Genomic DNA, 20,375 nt, shown 5'->3' with positions numbered 1-20,375 from the left:
GTGTCTAATTTATACTCATGAGATTGAAGCCAAGCATGAGCACCATTAAAAGAAATAAAAACCCTACGCTCATAATTAGGTATTGAGTAAGGGATCATTTTTCCAATTGTTCAGCTTTAAGCGCTGTACTTTGCAACAATCGGTTCTATCCCGGGCACATCCAATTCCCGTTCATCAAAAGTGATAAAATGGCCTATTGTAGGTCTTTCAATGGCGATGTTTTTTGCCTTGACTCTTTAACCTTAACCATTCGCCAACTTTACTTCTTAGCTGATATTCCACCTTGATAGGTATACACCAGACTGGCACCGACTGAAAACAAGAAGTAGCTTACTATTACTGCTCTTAGTTCTTTCCAAAAAAACTATTAGCTAGGCCTTTCCTAACATAACTAAAATGGTTTAAATCCCAAAAAACGAAAGCTACCATCAATATAGTTGCGGTAGCTCTCATCAAGTCAATATAGTATTTCTTCACATCAGAGCCAGAACTTGATACCTGCAACAAAAGCAGTATCACGAGTACTTTGCCCATTTAACTTCGCAAAGTCGGCTGTATTACCAAATTTATTTGTCCACTCAACGCCAACATAGGGAGCAAACTGGCGGGTAAACTCATAACGAACCCGAAAACCAATAGCACTGCTAGACAAGCCACTACCAAGGTTATTTTGGACGTCATCCTTACCGTAAAGCGTCAACTCTGCTCGTGGTTGAACAATTAACTTTTGAGTAAGTAATAGCTCATACTCAGCTTCGATCGAAAATGCACTATTACCTTGCTCTCCTAAATACGCAGTCATATCAATTTCAAACCAGTAGGGGGCTAGACCTTGTAAACCAAAAGCTAGCCATTTGCGGTTTTCACCTTCGTTATTGTAATCAAGTCGAATACCGACTTGTGTATCCCAATAAGCAGATATTGCGTGGCCCCATAGAAAATCTGTTTGGTTCTCCTCTAAATTACCTTCGCTAAAATCTCCTTCAGTTTTGATGACTAATCTATCAAAAGTAGTGCCATACCATGCCTGAAAGTCAAAAACACCTGCGTTTGTTTGCTCATTATATTCAAGACGATCCCCTAGTAGCGCGTAAAATGAATGCTCATCTGCCAAAGTCAGTCGTTTGTCGCTATTGAGTGCATAAGGACCTTCAGTCAATGTTGTACCTGCGGCATAAGCATGAGGGTCTCTAGCATCTTTAGGTGCATCTCCACCTTGTGCTTGCATTTTAGAATCACCCATCTCAGTCATCTCATCTTTTGCAGATACAGATACACTTATAAGGGGCAAACCTATTAATAATAGTTTTAACGTATTGGTTAGTATTAATTTTCTCATGATACAACTACCTCTCTAAACATACCTGCATCCATGTGGAATAATAAATGGCAATGCCATGCCCAGCGACCTACGTCATGAGGTGTTGTTAAAAAACTAATTCTTTGCGCTGGTTGTACAGGGATAGTATGGCGACGAACCTGTACATCACCTTTTTCATTCTCCAAATCGCTCCACATACCATGCAGGTGCATTGGATGTGTCATCATTGTATCGTTTTGTAAAATAACTCTTAAACGTTGATTATGCTTCATGTGAACTGGCGTGCTTTTTCCAAATTCCAAGCCATCAAATGACCAGCTATAACGCTCCATGTTTCCAGTTAAATGTAATTCAATTTCAGCCTCAGGCTCTTGCTGGCTTGTAATTCCCTCAAGAGAATGTAAATCTGCAAGTGTTAAAACACGGCGTCCATTTTTACGTAAACCTATACCGGGATCATCAAGGTTTGTTCTAGGCATATCAACACGCATATCAACAGAAGCTCCATACTCTGTTTTTGCATGACGCACTTTAGTGCTAGCAACAGCTAATGGGTTTTTAGTCATTCCATGTTTACTATGATCCATTGCCATCGCTCCATGACCCATTGCACTATGATCCATTTTATTAGAATTCATGCCCCACATACCTGCCGTATCAGCCATTGTAGAATGCACACTATCATGGGTCATATTGCCCATCATATCTGTCATCGTTAACCACTCAACGGGGTCTAAAGAAGGTACTGGTGCATCAACGTTAGGTGCCATTGATAAAGTACCTTTAGCATAACCTGAGCGATCCATGCTTTGTGCAAAAATCGTATATGCGTCATTTTTTGGCTCGACAAGTACATCATAAGTTTCACCGGGACCAAATCTAAATTCATCTACTGTCACAGGTTCAACATTTTGTCCATCAGCTTGTACAACTGTTAACTTCAGCTCAGGTATTCTTACATCAAAAAACGTATTGCTAGAACCGTTAATAAATCTAAGCCTAACCTTTTCGCCAGCTTTAAACATTCCACGCCAATTTGTCAAAGGCGCACAACCATTCATTAAAAAAGTCATTGCAGATGCTGATAAGTCTGCAAGATCTGTAGGGTTCATTCTCATTTTATTCCACATTTCCCGGCGTTGTAGCGCATTTGAAACGCTGCTATTTGAAATGTCATCAAAAAACTCTGGAACAGTAGGTTGATTAAAGTTAAATACATCGCTCTGTACTTTTAACTTGCGAAACAAATCCATTGGGTCATCATCAGTCCAATCAGACAATTGGATGACATGCTCATTGTCAGCACTAATAATATCCTTTTCTCTTGGCTCAATAATTAATGCGCCGTACATACCTGTCATTTCTTGAAAACCACTGTGTGAGTGATACCAATATGTGCCGCTTTGTTGCAGCTTAAATTTATAAACAAAGGTTTCACCCGGCATTATACCTTTAAAGCTAATACCCGGTACGCCATCCATTTGATACGGAAGAATGATCCCATGCCAATGAATTGAACTCGGCACTGATAATTTATTCGTTACCCTGATAGTAACGTCATCACCTTCTCTGAGGCGCAAGGTAGGAGCTGGTATTGAGCCATTGATTGTTGTAGCCATTCTTACAACACCTGTGAAGTTTACTGGTGACTCATCTATCACCAGATCTATGACTTCCCCACTTAGTTCGGGCGCAGTACCTGTTGAAGTTCCAGCAAGCAAAGATGAAGCTGCATGAAGAACACTTGGAAAAGCAGCTAATACACCGCCAGCAGCTAATCCTTGTACAAAGCGTCTACGTGGCGTAGAAACTTGATGTAATGGATTGTTATTTCTCATTTTACTCTCCGTTGTTTGAACAATAAATTAATGTGACCAATGAATGTGCTTAATCTTCCATTCACCATTTTGTTTTTCCAGCACCATCGTTTCCATGCCTTGATAATCGCGTTCAACACCTTTATGAGTACCTGTAGTTTGACTGCGCGACGCAGAGATAGCGGTATTTCCAAGTATCGTCACTTGATGTTCAAGTGTGTCGCTCTTCATCGCTGCTAAATACTTCATATCCGACAACATATGATGATGAGCATATTCATCAGCGCTCCTTTCAACGCGGCCTCCCTCGAAAATGGTGACATCATCCGCTAACTGCGCTCTAGCCTGTTTTTGATTGCCAGTTTCAAGTGCTTGATGAAATGCCAAAACAACTTTTGCGGCTGGGGTATCTATACCTTTAAACAAACCTTTGTCTTTGTTCTTATCACCATGAGCGTTTGCTGCGAAACTAAACGTCATTAATAAAACGAGTAATATATTTATTGTTTTCATTTTCATTCTCTCTTTTAGGTTTTAATTTGCAGGGCCAACAACACTAGTAAGCCCAGCCGTTACAGATAAAATGGCAAAAGCTACTACCATTTCTATCGAGATAGATTTAGATAAAGCCTCTCTGCCTTGACTATTTTTAAGTTGTGGAACGAGTATTAGTTTATGTTTAGCAGCAAGTGCCAAAATAGACACTACAAGGGCCAATTTAAACAACAGTGTTTGTCCGTAACTTGAGCTTATTAGTGCATCAAGACTTCCGACCAATTGAATCACGAGCCAGAGGCCTGCTACCAACAATAGGCTCAATGTAAAACTTGCTTGTTTGCCAAAGCTTTCCATCAGCAAATGAAGTTCTGCATAGCTTAGCTGATGGCAAGCCTGTTTTAGTGGCAATAACGCCCCAAACCACCATGCCATAACGAGCACATGCAAAATAAGCAAGCCTTTTTCAATTGTGCCTAACTCAGAAATATGACCCAGTAACGTGAATGAGTATGCAAGGATTAATAAACTCAACATTAAAGCGCTTTGTTTTAAGTACGAGTTCACAGCGAGTTTGAACCTTAAAGCTAAAGCGATTATTGCGGTAACTAGCCCAAGCGCTCGAAGCAAAGCTCCAGTGCCGACAGAGGAGTCCCACATAATAGCCAATATATCAGCGTCTATCGCCCCCTGAATTCCCTCTTCTGCCATTGCACCAGTACTGGCAAAGAACCAAGTAATATTAGCGATCAAAGCCATAACTATATAAGTTCTTGTCCACGTTAAATTCGCTATTACAGCATTACTATGAGATTCATTATGCTCAAAAATTTGTCTGAAAAATGTATAGCCGGCAATACAGGCAAAGCCGACGTAAAATACAATTTTTGACAGTACAATGACTGTATTCCAGATATACATTTCCATATCAATCACACAGCCTTACTAATGAACCATAAAGCCGAAGCTATCTTTCATTTTATGTCCATCTTTACCTAAATAGGTCACATCAACGATATAGTTTGTTGGAGCTAATTTAGGTAGTTCCCATGAAAACTCTCTGGAAGCTTCTTTTGATGGTTTAAAGTCAAATTTAATATTTTCACCTTTTTTATTTTTCAACGTAACTTTAACTACACGTACCTCTTTGCTAAATCCCAATGTCAATTTTTCTGGAGTATTCATTAGCATTGCATTATCAGCAGGCACGCTTTTTTCAAGATGCACATGTGCAAATACTGCACTACTAAAAACAACACTGATTATGGTTAAAAGTTTAATTAATGTTTTCATATATACCTCTATTTATTTAATGGATTAACGACTAAATTTATCTTTGAAAATTTGATTACTTGGAATCCCAGCATCTGTAATTATTTTTTCCACTTCACTCATCATTGCTTCTGGACCGCACAAGTAAAACTCAGCCAAATGCAGTTCTGCTTTTTGGTTCATATACGGCAGAAGTACTTTTTGAACATAGCCTGAGTGCCCTTGCCATTCTTCTGAAGGATTAGAAAGAGTAGGAATATAAGAGAAGTTTTTATGCTTCTCACTCAGTGACTTCAATTCATTATGGTATAGCAAGTCATCTTCAGTTCGCGCACCATAGATAAGAGTCAAACCACTTTTATCTTTATGCTTTTTCAACTGTTCAAAAATAATAGACCTCAGTGGTGCAAGTCCTGAACCCGCACCTATAAACACGCGACTAACTTTTTTATTTGAAGTGGCATAAAAATCAGAAAAAGGGCCTCTTGCAGTTATCGTTTCACCTACTTGGAGTGAACCTAAATAACTTGAACCTATTCCTGCTTTAAAACCATTCTTTGCGGTCTGCCAACGGATATTAAACATTAACTCATCAGACTCCTCGTCAAAGTTAACTAATGAGTAGTGGCGAGTTACACCGTTATGAGAAAATTTTCCATGATAGTAGCTATCCCAGTATTTTTCATAGCACTCTGGCATATCATCTGGACGTAAGCTATTCATCCCTGCTGGCACATCAAATTGCATATATGCACCAGCTTTAAATGCCAACTGTTTGCCTGATTTCAGCTTAAATTTCACTTCCTTGATAAAAGGAGTAATGAAATTAGTCGCAACCACAACTAGCTCATGATTTTCAATATTGCGATCAGTATTAACTTCAATCGAACTAATTTCAGAGAACCTATGCTGACATCCAAGCCGATAACCTTCCTTAAGTTGCTCCTGAGATAAATGTTCCTGTTCAGATAGTGTGATAGGTAATTTAGTTGAACTTAAGAACACGCATTTGCCACAAGTACCGCCACCACCGCAACCTGAAGGAAGGTATACATGTGAACTAGCTAGCCCTTCTAATACAGTTGAGCGACCAACTGCTGAGATGTCAGTAATAGTATTTTCATTGGAAAACGTCACTGCCACTTTTTGCCTGTTAGTGCCCCAACCTAGCTTCAGTAAACCACTTCTATACTGTTGTATCAGCCAAGTAACACCAGTAATTGAAAGGAATAGCGTTGCAAAAGCAAATGCAATGATCAACCAATGGTTAAATCCTCCAGAATTGCCATAGTCCATAAAGTGAAGCTTCATCATCAGATCTTTCAATCTGAAATCATCATTGGCATGGCGAAGTACTTGACCTGTAATACTATCTAAATAAATAGTTGTATTGTTCTCATCCTCAACGGCAACTTGCCACATAGGATTTTGCTGCCTTACGTGATCAGAAAACGGAGGTTGAGATAACACTGGAGTAGTTAACTTACCCTGTCCTGAGTAGGAGTTTTTTGCCAAAGTTAGTACTTGTTCTTCAGACAAATTAAATGGCTTTCCTGTTACAGCATCAAATAGCTTTGAGTGGCGCTCTTGATAGCTATGCTGCCCCTTATCGAACACAAAATGATAGTAAGGCTGATGTAAAACCCATATAAGGTTTACTTCCTGCGGAGCATTACTAGTAATGTCTTTAATAGGGAATAGGTCAAAGCCTGTAATGCTACCTTCATGATGAGAATGAACTCTAAGTTCATTACCACTGGCTTTACTGTGATCCATCAAATTGAAGTAAAGGCCCGTTCCCAACCAAATAAGCAGTTGTAAACCAACAAATAAAGAAAGCCACTTGTGTATCGTTGTATTTAACTTAAATAGTCGCATCAAATGACTCTCTTTTTATTTGGGGAAAGCACTCGGTAATAAGTCAATACTGCGCCAGTAATTGCTCCCATTAGACCTAGAGTTGCGACCAAGAACAAAAACCAGTTTGATACGTTTTCTCCATCATAGTAATCCATAATGTGGAACCGCCACATCCAATCAAACAATCGCCAGTAATCATGACGCTTGGCAACAAGTGATCCTGTTTGTTGACTTATATAAAATGTCGGTGTGGAGAATTGCTCAAACGTCACTCTCCAAACAGGTAAATGCCTTGGGGACAACTCAGCAGGCAAGTTTGTCGCTGACTTAATCAACCTTATGCTGTCGATTTGATGATTCAGCGCATAATGGTATTGTGCGATTTCTTTAGCCTTGGTTTCATCTACAAGGGCCTGAACAGCTCCAGTTTTAGCATCTATTGCTACTTTTCCATTTTCTCCATTAATAAAAGAATACAAAGGACGGCCCATACTTTGAGTAAGTGTAACTTGGCTAGCTTTAGGATAATCCGCAGCTAGCTTTACAATGGAGTAATCCATACTTGCTAAATCTATTTTGGCTTCCTCACTCTTAGCCAAGGTTTCGCCGTGTATATAGTGAATATCCATAGTCACCATATACACGCCTGTAATAGACCAGAAGAGGAATTGTATTCCGACAAATGCCATTAGCCATTTGTGATATTTTCTAGCCGTGCTAAGCATTATTCTCAGGCTCCACGTTAGAAAGCTCTTTGTTAAAGGCATTTACTTCAGGCTTTTTAATGATTGAGTAAATTGCAGGGAGTACAATAAGCGTGAGCAGCACAGCACTTGTCATTCCGCCTACCATAGGAGCAGCAATGCGGCTCATGACCTCAGAACCTGTACCAGTACCATATAAAATAGGCATTAAACCTATAATGATTGTAGCTACCGTCATCATTACTGGACGAACTCGTAAGCCAGCACCGTGCAATAATGCATCTTGATATGCATCATCTGAGATGAGTTCTGCTCGCTCCACCGCTTTTTCCTTAAGCTCAGCAAGTGCTTGATTAAGATAAACCAGCATTATCACGCCAATCTCAACCGCAACACCAGCTAGAGCGATAAAGCCCACACCAACAGCTACTGAGAAATTAAACCCTTCTAGATACATCAACCATAACCCACCGATCATTGCCATCGGCAAGGTAACGATAATGATAGCCACTTCACTAAACGCTCTGAAATTCAGGTAAAGCAGAATAACAATAATGGCGAGTGTTAAAGGCAATACATAGGTGAGCTTTTCTTTCGCTCTTTCCATATATTCGTATTGTCCAGCCCAAGTAATTGAATAGCCTGCTGGTAATGTCAGGTTATTTGCTAAGTGTTCTTTAGCATTTTCAACATAAGTACCTACATCAACGCTATCAATATCAATGAAAGTCCAACCATTGATTCTGGCATTCTCACTTTTAATACCCGGTGGGCCATTCTCTATTCGAATATCAGCAACATCACCTAGTGCAATGCGTTGACCACTTGGTGTTACAACAGGTAATCGTGCTAGCTGCTCAGGAGAATCTCGATAATCTTGCGGATAGCGCAGATTAACAGGGTAACGCTCTTGACCTTCTATCGTTTGTGTCACATTCATACCGCCAATCGCAGTAGAAACTACTTGTTGGACATCTTCGATATTTAACCCAAAGCGACTTGATTTATCTCGTGAAATATCAACCTTGATATATCGTCCACCTGCAACTCGTTCAGAGTAAACTGACGCTGTGCCTGTCACTTCTGGCAAGAGTTGTTCTATTTGTTGGCCGATATCCTGAATTACATCAAGTTCTGGTCCGGCGACTTTAATACCGACAGGCGTTTTTATACCTGTAGCTAACATGTCAATGCGGGTCTTGATTGGCATGACCCAAGCATTGGTTAAGCCCGGAAATTTAACCAACTTATCAAACTCAGCTTTTAACGACTCAGTTGTCACGCCTTCTCGCCACTCCTCCCGTGGCTTCAATTGAATAAAGGTTTCAATCATGGTTAGAGGCGCAGGGTCAGTTGCGGTTTCAGCTCGTCCTACTTTACCGAATACATTTTCAACTTCTGGCACAGTGCGAATAAGCTTGTCCGTTTGCTGCAATAACTCTCTTGCTTTACCGATTGAAATGCCGGGATATGTAGTAGGCATATACATAAGGTCGCCTTCATCCAATGGCGGAATGAATTCACTACCAATTTTATCGACAGGCCAAAAACCAACGATAGTCACTAATACTGCTGCGACTATTGTCGATTTTGGAAACTTCATGACTTGCTTTAAAACAGGCATGTAGATAGCAATCAATAATCGGTTTAACGGGTTTTTCTTTTCAGAGACGACTTTGCCTCGAATAAAGTAGCCCATCAAAACAGGCACCAATGTTATTGCCAAGCCTGCTGATGCAGCCATTGCATAGGTTTTTGTATAGGCGAGCGGTGAAAACATTCTTCCTTCTTGCGCTTCTAAGATAAACACAGGTAAGAATGAGACAGTTATGATCAGCAAGCTAAAAAATAATGCAGGGCCTACCTCACTCGCAGCCTTAGCTACAATTTGCCAACGGTTTTCATCTGTTAGTGGTGTTTTCTCCATATGTTTATGCATATTTTCAATCATCACTATTGCACCATCAGTCATCGCACCAATAGCAATAGCGATACCGCCTAAAGACATAATATTGGCATTGATGCCTTGCATATACATGATGATGAATGACACCAATATACCTAATGGTAGAGTAACAACTGCCACAATTGATGAGCGAAGATGAAATAGGAAAGCAACACAGACAATAGCCACGACTGCAAGCTCCTCTAGCAACTTGCTCCAAAGGTTATCAACAGCACGATCTATTAACTTCGATCTGTCATAGACAGGGACAACCTCCACCCCCTCTGGTAAAGAAGATTTGAGCGACTCAAGCTTTTCTTTTACCCCATTTATGGTTTGTTGAGCGTTTTCACCAAAGCGCATAACGACAACGCCACCAACAACTTCGCCTTCGCCATTAAGTTCTGCGATACCACGGCGCATTTGAGGACCAAGGTTAACGTTGGCAACATCACCAATACGCAACGGCGTGCCTTGTTCGTTAATACCAAGTGGAATTTTCTCTATATCACTAACTGATTGAATATACCCCGTTGCGGTAACCATATATTCAGCTTCAGCCATTTCCACAACGGATGCGCCAGTTTCTTTGTTCCCTTTTTGTAAGGCTATTTGTATTAAACTTAGAGGAATATCGTAAGCTCTCAATTTGTCAGGATCTACTTGCACTTGATACTGCTTAACCATACCACCAACGGCGGCAACTTCGGACACGCCCGGAACAGTTTGTAGTTCATACTTTAAGAACCAGTCTTGAATGCTTCTTAATTGGCTTAGATCATGGTTTCCAGACTTATCTGTTAAAGCGTAAATGTATACCCAACCCACACCTGTTGCATCAGGTCCTAATTGAGGTTTTGCCGAATCAGGCAGGCTTGATGCTACTTGGCTTAAGTATTCAAGTACTCTGCTTCTAGCCCAATACAAATCAGTATCATCATCAAAAATAATGTAGACGTAGGAATCACCAAAGAATGAGTAACCACGAACAGTTTGCGCCCCCGGCACTGATAACATCGCTGTAGTAAGAGGAAATGTCACTTGATCCTGCACAACTTGTGGTGCCTGTCCCGGATAACTCGTCTTAATTATCACCTGCACATCAGAAAGATCTGGGAGTGCATCTACTGGCGTTTTTTGTAATGAATACAAACCACCAAACGCGATAATTAAGGTAATCAACAAAACAAAGAAACGATTGCCGATAGACCACCTAATAATTGATTCAATCATTATTTTTCTCCCACTTAATGATTCGAATGGTCAACAGCACTTTTTTGTTCATGCTCGTGTTGATCATCAGATTCAAGGGAAATTTCAGTTATCACTAAGTCATCTCTTACCTCAAAGGTGAAAGTGAGATTATCACCGACATTGAAATCAACCATTTCTATATTGTCCGCGACGATAAAATCCATCGTCGCAGCAGGCCTATCCCATTTATCTATTGGGCCTCTACTAATATTTAGAATCCGTGTATCAATATCAATCGCATTAATTAAACCTGATACTGTTGCTGATGATACTTCTTCACTCATATCAGCAGGCTCACTCATGATATGAATTCCAGTAACTTCATATCCACCGTCTTCGGTTTTGCTCACTTCAAAGTGCAAAGATTGACCAGACTTCAGTGAATCAATATCTACCTTTGCACCCACATCGAAGTCCATTGTCATTTCAGGCCAATCCCAAGCCTCAGCAGGCCCATGAGTAATATTAACCATACGATGTCCCGCCATGACGCTGTTGATTTCGCCTTCCATCCAAACAGAGCTAGGCACTTCGTCATGAGTCATTCGTTTAAAATCAGAGTTTTTACTTGATTCAGAATCAATCAAGAATTGAGCAGATGTCACCACAACATCATCTTCATTAAGACCCTCTAAGATTTCGATACTATCGATATCAACCCGGCCAATTGTCACTTCGATAGACTTAAATTGCCCATCCCCCAAGGCAAGTACAACTCTGTCTTGTTTACCTGTGCGAATGACGGCTTCTTTAGGTACGAGTATCGTGCTATCAGCTTGATTAGCGTGAATAGAGACTTGTGCAAACATGTTTGGTTTTAATTGATAGTCTGGGTTGTCAAACTTCAGTCTCACTCTGAGTGTGCGTGTTTTACTATTCAATGTTGGATAAACATAATCAACGACACCAGCCCAGTCCTCACCGGGTAAATAGTCAAGTGTGATTGATACAGGCAGTCCTTCTTTAATTAAGGCTGCGTCACGTTCAAACACTTCTGCTTCAACCCAAACTTGCTCTAGTTGACCAATGCTTAATAAGGTGTTTCCCGGCTTGACATAAAAGCCTTCTCTAATCTTCAAACCGTCAACAACACCTGCTTGTGGTGAATAAAAGGTGATGGTTTGCTGAACTTTTCTAGTCTTTTCTAGCTTTTGAATGAAATCTGCTGAAAGCTGTAACGCTTTAAGGCGATCTTTCGCCGCCGAAATTAAGGAACTATTGTCGCGCTTTAAAGCTATTAAAAGTTCTTCTTGCGCGTTAACTAACTGAGGAGAATACAGTGTATAAAGAGGCTGCCCTTTCTCTACAGGGTTACCTGCCGCTTTGACATAGAGTTTTTCAATCCAACCATCAACACGTGGGTGGATATGAATTAGCTTATCTTCATCATATTGAACGTAACCAACCGTTGATATTTCAGTATGCATATTTTTCAGCTCAACAGGTGCAGTGCGAACCCCTAGGTTATTCACTACATGAGGCGCAATTTTTACTGCTCCGGGACCAAAATCATCACCAGATGATTCTTCCTCATACACAGGAATTAAATCCATCCCCATAGGCGACTTACCGGGCTTGTCCCGGCGGTAATTAGAATCCATCGGTGCAACCCAATACAGAGGCTTTTTCTCTGCTGATGTTGTTTCATCTCTATTACTGTTTGAACCTGCACCTTGATATAAGCTCAATACTCCTGCGCCTAGTGCAGCACCAATGATGATGGCAATAATTGTTTTAGTATTCGTTGACATTATTTTTCTCCAAATTGCTGATTGGATAAGTGCTGATTAGTTTTGTGTGAAGTTTGCATCGACTTATGTTCAGCATTTGAGTTAGATTGAGAACGCGCAAAGAAATAGTTGATACGAGCAACTGTTTTAAGTGCGTCAACATCAATTCTTAAGGCTGATATTCTGGCATTTAATTCTGCGATTCTTGCTCGAACAACTTCGGCAAAATCGCCATCATCATTTGTGTAAGCTGTCAATGACGCTTCTGCTTGGTCATGAGTTTGTTTAAGGAGTTGTTCTTGATAGATAGATTGCCTATCAGATAAACGCTTAAGCTGTCTAAGCTCCTTTTCCACCATACTGATCATTTGCTTTGTCAGTAATAGTTTCTCGGTTTTAATAGTCTCTGAATCTGCAATAGAAGCTGCAACTTGCTTATCTTGTCTGTTCTCGGTGAACAAGGGTAAATCAAACGTTACTCCAACAGAAAATAAATCAGCTCGGCTATCACCAGAGGGCATATTGTCCCGATAGGCATAACTAGCATTAACACCCCATTGCGGTTCATATTGCTGTTTAGCTAACTCAACTGCTTTTTCTGAAGCTTTGCGTTTTATATCAATTGCAAGTATGGCTGGGTGATTCGAAAGCTCCTGAGCCAATAGATTTCTTGAGTAATTAGATGCTTTTAGGACTGTTGAATTGTTCAAATGAATTGCAGGCAACTTTTTAGAAACCCTAAACTCTAATGGTTGCGTATCAAAGTTAAATGATTCATTCAAGCCAGCAGCATCGTAGATATGAAGCCACTCATTAAGGCGAGCGATTGTTGTTTCTAGTTTCTGCTTTTGCGAAGTTAATCGGTCATCTAACTGCACGATTTCCAATTGAGCACGAATAACATCTTGTTGTCTGGTTTTACCAACAACATTTGAGTAGCTAGCTTTAGTAACTTCCGCCATCTGCTCAAAGAGCGCCCAATCCGCTTCAATCAATTTAATGGTTTGTTGAGCTAAGTAAGCATCTAACCATAACTGTGATACTTGGCTTATCAGTTTAGCCTTACGATCCTCTCGTAGCAGTGGAAATTTCGTTGACTCAATTTTTAATTGCTCTTGTTTAATCTTTAAACTATCACCTCTAGGAAACATTTGAGAAACACCAACCTTTAGTTGAGTCATTCCTTCCTGATCTAAGTCCCAAGTATCTGTTGGTAAATTCATTATCCCTAGTGATACTTTGGGGTCAGGCAAAGTACCTGAAGCGATACTTCTATTTTCAACCGCGCTTTGTTTTAACCGACTCCCATGAAGCCAAGGATCATTTTGCTGAGCCAAGGTGATAGCTTGTTCAAGTGACACTACTTTCTCAGCTTGAGCTGAGAATACAGACAAGCCGAGCATTAGCGAAGTTGAAAGTGAAGTAAGGTTTGAAGAGTTCAATTTCATTAGAATTGCTCCTCGTATGTCTTAACTTTTGCATAGACTTTGCTCGTTCCATCTTTAAATAGAATTAACACGTTGTATGGCATAAAGCGGTCATCGACTTCCATACCGGGAGAGCCAACTGGCATTGCTGGAACTGAAAGCCCAATCGCATTGGGATGTTCTTCTGATAAGAACTGCTGAATAAATTTAGCTGGTATATGACCTTCAAAGGCAAATCCATTTCTACTCACTGCCGTGTGGCATGAACGGTAATTAGGTTTGATACCATACTTAGTTTTGATGTTGCCGATGTTTCGGAAATCTTTGGAATGCGCAACGATCCCTTTGTCTTCAATATGAGTTATCCATTTTTTACAACACCCACAAGTAGGGGTTTTATAAACGATTAACTCCAAAGGTGTTACGTCGTTATTGTGTGCATGGTTATGTTCGTTGGCGTTTGCAAACGCAGGTGAAAGCAGCATTACTACTGCTATTTTTAAATACTTATTGATCATTTTTGCCCCCAGACATCGCTGGAAAATATCTATAGCGCTACGACGCTATATTGACTAACAGAAAAATTAATTACATGTGCGCGAAATTTAGACGCACTAATCCTGTATTAGGCAAAAATTGGTGGACGATAAAGGGAAGTGGAAATTGAATGAGGTTGTTTAGATTGCAGAGCAGCTACAGATTCACGCAATATTTGAATATCTGTCGAGTCAACACTGGAATTTAGGACTGTCGTAGATGAGCAAGCATTTGCAGGACAAATACATTCAACGTCACAACAATCTTCTGATTGACCATTACTGCTTTTATTCATATCACCATGATCCATGTTCATGTTCATGTTCATGTTCATGTGTGATTCGTGAGAACCTGATGACATTTCGCAAGGCATAGCAGAATACGCAAATGCTTGCCCTACAAAGGCAACCAGCATAAGCGTTATTACTAAGACTTTTGAAAATGCTTTAGACATAAAATTCTCATAAAAATATACATGGTCTATGCTAATACAAATTTTCGAATAAGTAAATTGATGTCATGTAAACATTTATGAATATTTGACTAACGTCAATTTTTTCAAAGAGGTAAGTGACAAATAATATGAATTAGTGTACAAATAATAATCTCATCAGACTTCTTATCTTCGCTATTCAATGGCTTTTATTTTGAGACTTAAGTTGCTCTCTCATTTCTAAAACTCGATCTGCCGAATAAGCTCCTGCTCTCATAACAACCAGCTCAACAAACGAAATATCAATTAACTTATGGTCAGCATCAATCACATAACAACTCCCACTATGTGTGTATATTTCTAACTTATCCTCATCAGCAGATTTGCTAACAATCTTTGAAGTCACGATTTGCTGAAATGGCCGAAATCTGAATGTTTCATCGTCAATAACAACCCCTGACAAAAACTCCCCAAGAAATGATTTTTCAAAGTCTTTATAGTCATAGACCGAGAGTATGTAAGCATCCTTTAAATATGTTTTGTCCATTTGTTACTCCCTACTAATAGCCAGCAGGGAGCATTTCTCGCAACTCTAATAGCTCATTTGGAGAGTACATACACTCATGCATTAAATTGAACTCAAATACATCTACATCAAACTTTTGGGGTTCTGCATCTAAGATATAAAAGTCAGCACCAAAAGTTCTATATTCAAGACCGTTTACTTCCATGACTTTCGTGGAAAACAAAGCCTCACCTTTTTTACCGTTCTTACTATCCTCAGCAAAAGTAGCGTAAAGCACCTGTTCAACCTTATCTTCTAAGTCAGATTTAATTGAGATAAGTGTTGCGTTAGTTAGTTTTACTCTTGGTCTCATGCTTGTGCTTCCTTCTTATCTTCTAGGCAAAACGGGCGGAAAAAACTAAGGTACTTAACTCCATTAACTTTTAGTAAATTGTTGTCAGCATCAAAATGTGACAGAACGCTAGACTGATACAACGAAATATATTTTTCATAATCGATGGTGTTAAAAAAATTGGTATCGACACGTCGTGCATGGAAAACAAGAGCTTGCTGATCGATACGAACAATGAACTTTTGATCACCATCTAGATTTTTAACCTGTAGACATAAATCAGGTTTGTGCCAATCAGATACAAAGGAAGGAATCAGTGGGAAGCCATATACCAAATAGCGCATACCTTCGATTTTGAAGGTTGTTGGATTGAACTGAGCCTTATTTACTTTGCCGCTACGGAATAATTCAAGTGTCAACACCAGCCAGTGCTCATGCTTAGAAAATGTATTTCCTTCAGAAATACAGCCTTCGAACTCACTATCATGGTTTACATGATTGATGTACATGTATTTTTTAATGTCATTCAAGGAAAGCTTTTCAACCGGAAACTTTGAAGCTATGAGCCTGAAATAACAACCATGAACTTTTAAATCTGCATATTGAACTATCAACGGATCATCAAAAGCATCGAAATATGGTCGCCACTCCAGCCTAAAGTCAGCACCAGTGTTTACAATAAACTTGGCATCTTCTGGCAACCCTAATACTTGGTATATCACTGAAACTAACTCTAATGTTTCGATATCTACCAGCATCAGGCTTTCAATACGGTTTGCCATTGACTCAATTTCTTTATGAAGCGATTCAATAATTTCTTGATCATCGTATTCATTGATCATTAAGTATTTCAGGGAATCGTGCTTTAGAATTGAATCCAGTTTTTTCTGTTCAAATGCTTCAGTGAGGCTATTATGGGTATCAGAAAAATGAGGGCAGTTATAAACACCTCTAGCCCACAGGCCTTGGGCGTAAAGATCAGGAAACTCTAATAACTCAGCAAACTCTTTTGCTTGTTTATTGAGTTTATTCTTTAATTGATAAAGTGAGATCATTTAGTTCTCCAAACAACTTTCTAATAAACAATGGCCTACCAACACATTGCTTTATTTATTGTTCAAATAACCAAATTTTTACGGATGCTCCGCTTCACTGTTCACGTTTTTCAAGGCGAAAAACATGTGTAGGCGTAGGCTGTCCGTTCAGCCTTCTTATTATAATATCGCCAAAAAACAAAATGACAACTTACGTATTTGTACAACTTTAGGTAGATATTTTGAGTTTGAACTCTGAAAAGCTAAGCCCAAACAAGGATACGACCATCTCTTCATTTATATTGGAGCCGGGAAATTTTTTTTCAAAATTTCCAATAATGCTATCTAGGTGGCTAGCTAATATTTTTACTAAAAATATTTCCGAGTTTGGTGAGAGTGCAGACAGTGCTATCATTGGGTTGTCAAAGGATTCAGCTTTTATTTTTACTAGTAAATCGCTGTAACTGTCACAGCCATATAGACAAATAGCTGCCCCTTCTTGGGCTTGTCCAAGGGGAATAGTTAATAATTTAGATAATCGTTTTGCCTGCCTTTTTATATTTACTAGCAGGTCTTCTTTTTTAAAAGACATCAATACACCAAAAAACGGCAACGCTAGGCCACGCACCTATGTCACTCAGTTTTTATGTGAATATTTAATCTTTTAGTTCAGAGTAAATCCATTTCGTCCTGTTTTCGTGGGAACGGGCTTCTCTGAAAAGCCACTGCAAAAAGCAGTGGCCATTGTCGCAATATTATAAGGAAATGTGAATGGTAGTTTGATGCCTACATATTCTTTTCAGTGAATTCAGCCAAGCTACTACGCTCTACTTCATCAAAAATCAGCACTGATCCTTTTTCATAATGACGAAACACATTAACAGCCGCACTTGCACCAGAAGAAGCAGGTGTTACAAACTTATCGTCAATCTGGGCTAGGTTGCCCAATACGATTGTCCGACAATTTTTCCCACCACGGCTTAACATGCCCTTGATTTGCGCTCTAGTCATGTTTTGAGCTTCATCAATGATTAAAACAGCATCGTCTATTGAACGGCCACGAAAATAAGCCATGCTAGTAAATTCTATATTGGCTTTTTCAATCACATGCTCGACTGTAGCGTAGACATTTCCTTCATGATTATCATCCGAGTGCATCGAAATTAATGCGTCAGTAATACCTGCCAGAAGAGGCATTGATTTTTCAGTTAAATCCCCCGGTAAGAATCCCGGATCGTCGTCCATAAAGTCTCTGGAGCGCACCACAACGATTTTTTTGTACTTTTTCAACTCCAATACTTGATGCAGCGCCGAAGCAACTGCCAAAAAAGTTTTTCCGGAGCCAGCAGGACCAAGGATGATATTTAAATCATAGTAAGGGTCTGTTAATTGGCTTAAAGCTACCGACTGACGCTGATTTTTAGGCAAAATGCCCCATACTTTTTCTTGTTTACGAGGCAATAGCTTTGTGAATACCTCAGTATCTGTTACTTCTGAAATTCGCCCAATGTGTCCAGCTTCATCGTACCAATACATGTTTGGCTGAACTTCATCATTAAATAGACTTATTGGGAAAGTATAAACTTCTCCTGAAACCTTGAAGTCTTTGTCTGATTTAATTCGATCAAAAAGATCTCCTTTAAAGGCTTGTACCCCTGTGTATAAAAGATCAATATCTGATATTTGATTATCTACGGCAACGTCTTCTGCCATGACCCCTACGGTTCGAGCTTTCAAGCGCATATTAATGTCACGGCTAACAATTATTACGTCTTTATTGAGTTCTTTTTGAAGATATAAAGCATAATTAATTATTCTGTTATCAGCATCACTTCCTATCCCGTGCTTTAACTCCTTAGCCAGATCCAATTGAGTGTCAATTCCAATGAAAAGCTTTCCTCTCTGGGCTGTTTCGGTAGATGGTAAAGGAATACCTATTTCCATTTCCTCGGCTGTATGTCCATTTATAATGTCTTCAAGCATTCTAATGCACATACGGGCATCGGCACTTACCGATTTATTAGTTCTTTCTTTCAGGTTATCAAGCTCTTCAAGGACAGTTAGACAGATGTAAATATCATCTTTGTAGCTAAAAATAGATTTTGGATCATGTACTAATGCAGATGTGTCTAGTACACGAGGATTTCGATTATCAATAGAGCTTTTCATTACGCAGCCTCCCAAAAGATTGAATCGTTGCTAGGCTTTGTGTTGTACTTTTCTTGTAAATTACAAATTTTGAGTAAAGGTTTATTGTTGAGAGACTGCTCAGAGTAGCTAAGGTAATCAATTTTTTTGGAAATTCTTTTTACTTTTTCTACAGGCCAATAAAAACAAGGGGGTAAAAACTTTAAAATATCCCCAATTCGGGGTTGTAAAATCACCACGGCATTTTGAATACTGCGGCCACGCATAAAGTTCACCGATTTAAATTGCACGTTGGCCTTTTCCATAATGTAATTACGGCTCGAAATAGGATTCTCGTCACCTTTATGTAATACCTCTAAAGTGTCCGTAATAGCAGCCAGCCAAGGTGCCATCTTCTCCTCTTCAGTCCCAGGTAAGAAGCCGATAGATTCGGCAATTTCAGGTGTGTTACGGGTGACGATAACTTTATCATAAATGCCTTTTTCAATAATCATTTCAAGGGCACTGGCAAGCGCAAGTAGTGTTTTACCACAGCCTGCGGGGCCAGTTAAAATAACCAACTCAATACTTGGGTCAAGTAAGGCATCGAGCGCCATACCTTGATAAACATTTTTTGGCTTTACTCCCCATGCTGTGTGGCTCATCAGGCGCTCAACACTGATATCTTTTAACGTGATTTGTTTATCATCATAACTTTTTACTCGCGCAGCAAAGTGATCGCTACTATCAATAATGTATTCATTACAAAATACGTCACTGATGGTATTTTTTGCTACATGGTGATAAGTGTCCCGGCCTTGTTGCTCAGTTTCGCATTCTCCTACCTGTTGCCAAAAATCGCCTTCTATTTTTTTATAGCCACTGGTCAGTAAGGCAATGTCATCAATTAGTTGATCTGTTCTGTAATCTTCAACAAATTTAAGCCCTGCCCCTTTGGCTTTGAGTCGCATATTAATGTCTTTCGTAACCAGCACTACCTTGCTATCACTGTGCTGTTTTTGTAGATGCACCGCACAATTGATAATACGGTGATCATTTTCGTTGCCTGGTAAACCAGAAATACTGTCTGCAAATAAGTGGTCGTTAACAATAATAAGTCGACCTCGGGACTGAACTTTCGCTTTTTTATTACTGGGTAACGCCACCCCCTGTAACATTTGCTCTGGAGAGGCATCTTTTAACACTTCATCTAAACCACGAATAGCAACACGAGCATCACGGCTGACATCATGTTTTCTATCTTTAATGTGGTCGAGCTCTTCTAATACTGTCATGGGGATAACAACATCATGTTCTTGGAAAGATAAATAAGCGAGGGGTTCGTGGAGTAATACATTGGTATCGAGCACATACATTTTACTATCAAGGTTCGAAGCTTTTTCCATAGCACTTTCCTTACGTTTTATGATTTTTATGCTATACCCAAGTAACTAAACAAGCGGGAATTGAACCTGTTATTTATTTGTTAGGTATATACTCAGTCTAGTCTATTTGTAGCAAAAGTCTTTTTTATGACAGCTAAAATTACAATTATTTAAGCG

At 39.5% G+C, this 20,375-nt stretch carries 18 protein-coding genes; all 18 read right to left on the bottom strand.

From position 1 onward, the window contains the following. Positions 1-478: 478 nt before the first annotated feature. Positions 479-1,339 carry a copper resistance protein B gene (locus L0Z67_RS03140; RefSeq protein ID WP_016708246.1) on the bottom strand — a complete coding sequence of 287 codons (861 nt, stop codon included), beginning with the start codon at positions 1,337-1,339 and terminating at the stop codon, positions 479-481. Then, entirely contained in the window at positions 1,336-3,159 is a 1,824-nt protein-coding gene (locus L0Z67_RS03135; RefSeq protein WP_193522133.1) for a copper resistance system multicopper oxidase, read from the bottom strand. Before L0Z67_RS03135 ends, L0Z67_RS03140 begins: the two co-directional genes overlap by 4 nt. Positions 3,160-3,186: 27 nt before the next feature. Beyond that, positions 3,187-3,657, bottom strand: coding sequence for a DUF4440 domain-containing protein (locus L0Z67_RS03130; RefSeq protein WP_008467847.1), 471 nt, complete (start codon positions 3,655-3,657; stop codon positions 3,187-3,189). Positions 3,658-3,672: 15 nt separating this feature from the next. Next, positions 3,673-4,560 carry a copper resistance D family protein gene (locus tag L0Z67_RS03125; RefSeq protein WP_045979603.1) on the bottom strand — a complete coding sequence of 296 codons (888 nt, stop codon included), beginning with the start codon at positions 4,558-4,560 and terminating at the stop codon, positions 3,673-3,675. 18 nt (positions 4,561-4,578) lie between these two features. Continuing rightward, the gene (locus tag L0Z67_RS03120) at positions 4,579-4,926 is read right to left on the bottom strand and encodes a copper resistance CopC family protein (RefSeq protein ID WP_016708251.1); all 348 of its coding nucleotides are present in this window, start codon (positions 4,924-4,926) and stop codon (positions 4,579-4,581) included. 24 nt (positions 4,927-4,950) lie between these two features. Continuing rightward, on the bottom strand, positions 4,951-6,783 hold the full coding sequence (locus L0Z67_RS03115) for a 2Fe-2S iron-sulfur cluster-binding protein (RefSeq protein ID WP_045979604.1): 1,833 nt from the start codon (positions 6,781-6,783) through the stop codon (positions 4,951-4,953). Further along, positions 6,783-7,394 (bottom strand): PepSY domain-containing protein, encoded by a 612-nt coding sequence (locus L0Z67_RS03110; RefSeq protein WP_226899251.1) that lies wholly within the window; start codon positions 7,392-7,394, stop codon positions 6,783-6,785. The genes L0Z67_RS03115 and L0Z67_RS03110 overlap by 1 nt, the downstream gene beginning before the upstream one ends. A gap of 88 nt (positions 7,395-7,482) precedes the next feature. Further along, positions 7,483-10,647 (bottom strand): efflux RND transporter permease subunit, encoded by a 3,165-nt coding sequence (locus tag L0Z67_RS03105; protein WP_135923579.1) that lies wholly within the window; start codon positions 10,645-10,647, stop codon positions 7,483-7,485. Between the two features lie 14 nt (positions 10,648-10,661). Next, positions 10,662-12,419, bottom strand: coding sequence for an efflux RND transporter periplasmic adaptor subunit (locus L0Z67_RS03100; RefSeq protein ID WP_135923578.1), 1,758 nt, complete (start codon positions 12,417-12,419; stop codon positions 10,662-10,664). Further along, complete coding sequence (locus L0Z67_RS03095) at positions 12,419-13,846, bottom strand: TolC family protein (protein ID WP_405128445.1); 1,428 nt, start codon at positions 13,844-13,846, stop codon at positions 12,419-12,421. Before L0Z67_RS03095 ends, L0Z67_RS03100 begins: the two co-directional genes overlap by 1 nt. Next, positions 13,846-14,343, bottom strand: a complete 498-nt coding sequence (locus L0Z67_RS03090) for a DUF411 domain-containing protein (RefSeq protein WP_004589252.1) — start codon at positions 14,341-14,343, stop codon at positions 13,846-13,848. Before L0Z67_RS03090 ends, L0Z67_RS03095 begins: the two co-directional genes overlap by 1 nt. Before the next feature lie 107 nt (positions 14,344-14,450). Continuing rightward, a complete protein-coding gene (locus L0Z67_RS03085) occupies positions 14,451-14,816 on the bottom strand; it encodes a hypothetical protein (RefSeq protein ID WP_405128444.1) in 366 nt (121 codons plus the stop codon). A 178-nt stretch (positions 14,817-14,994) separates the two neighbouring features. Continuing rightward, positions 14,995-15,342, bottom strand: a complete 348-nt coding sequence (locus tag L0Z67_RS03080) for a hypothetical protein (RefSeq protein WP_235366508.1) — start codon at positions 15,340-15,342, stop codon at positions 14,995-14,997. 13 nt (positions 15,343-15,355) lie between these two features. Then, positions 15,356-15,673: a hypothetical protein gene (locus L0Z67_RS03075; RefSeq protein ID WP_045979610.1), complete on the bottom strand. Its 318-nt coding sequence runs from the start codon at positions 15,671-15,673 to the stop codon at positions 15,356-15,358. Continuing rightward, positions 15,670-16,707: a hypothetical protein gene (locus L0Z67_RS03070; protein ID WP_045979611.1), complete on the bottom strand. Its 1,038-nt coding sequence runs from the start codon at positions 16,705-16,707 to the stop codon at positions 15,670-15,672. Before L0Z67_RS03070 ends, L0Z67_RS03075 begins: the two co-directional genes overlap by 4 nt. A 208-nt stretch (positions 16,708-16,915) precedes the next feature. Next, positions 16,916-17,278, bottom strand: coding sequence for a hypothetical protein (locus L0Z67_RS03065; RefSeq protein WP_062566156.1), 363 nt, complete (start codon positions 17,276-17,278; stop codon positions 16,916-16,918). Between the two features lie 194 nt (positions 17,279-17,472). After that, positions 17,473-18,855 carry a PhoH family protein gene (locus L0Z67_RS03060; RefSeq protein WP_062566157.1) on the bottom strand — a complete coding sequence of 461 codons (1,383 nt, stop codon included), beginning with the start codon at positions 18,853-18,855 and terminating at the stop codon, positions 17,473-17,475. Then, positions 18,855-20,219, bottom strand: a complete 1,365-nt coding sequence (locus L0Z67_RS03055) for a PhoH family protein (protein ID WP_405128443.1) — start codon at positions 20,217-20,219, stop codon at positions 18,855-18,857. The genes L0Z67_RS03060 and L0Z67_RS03055 overlap by 1 nt, the downstream gene beginning before the upstream one ends. Between the last annotated feature and the right edge of the window lie 156 nt (positions 20,220-20,375).

This window comes from Pseudoalteromonas sp. PB2-1 (genome assembly GCF_045040605.1).
Lineage (GTDB): Bacteria > Pseudomonadota > Gammaproteobacteria > Enterobacterales > Alteromonadaceae > Pseudoalteromonas > Pseudoalteromonas arabiensis.
Note: the sequence above shows the minus strand (reverse complement) of the source record. Positions and strands in the feature narration are given on the sequence as shown.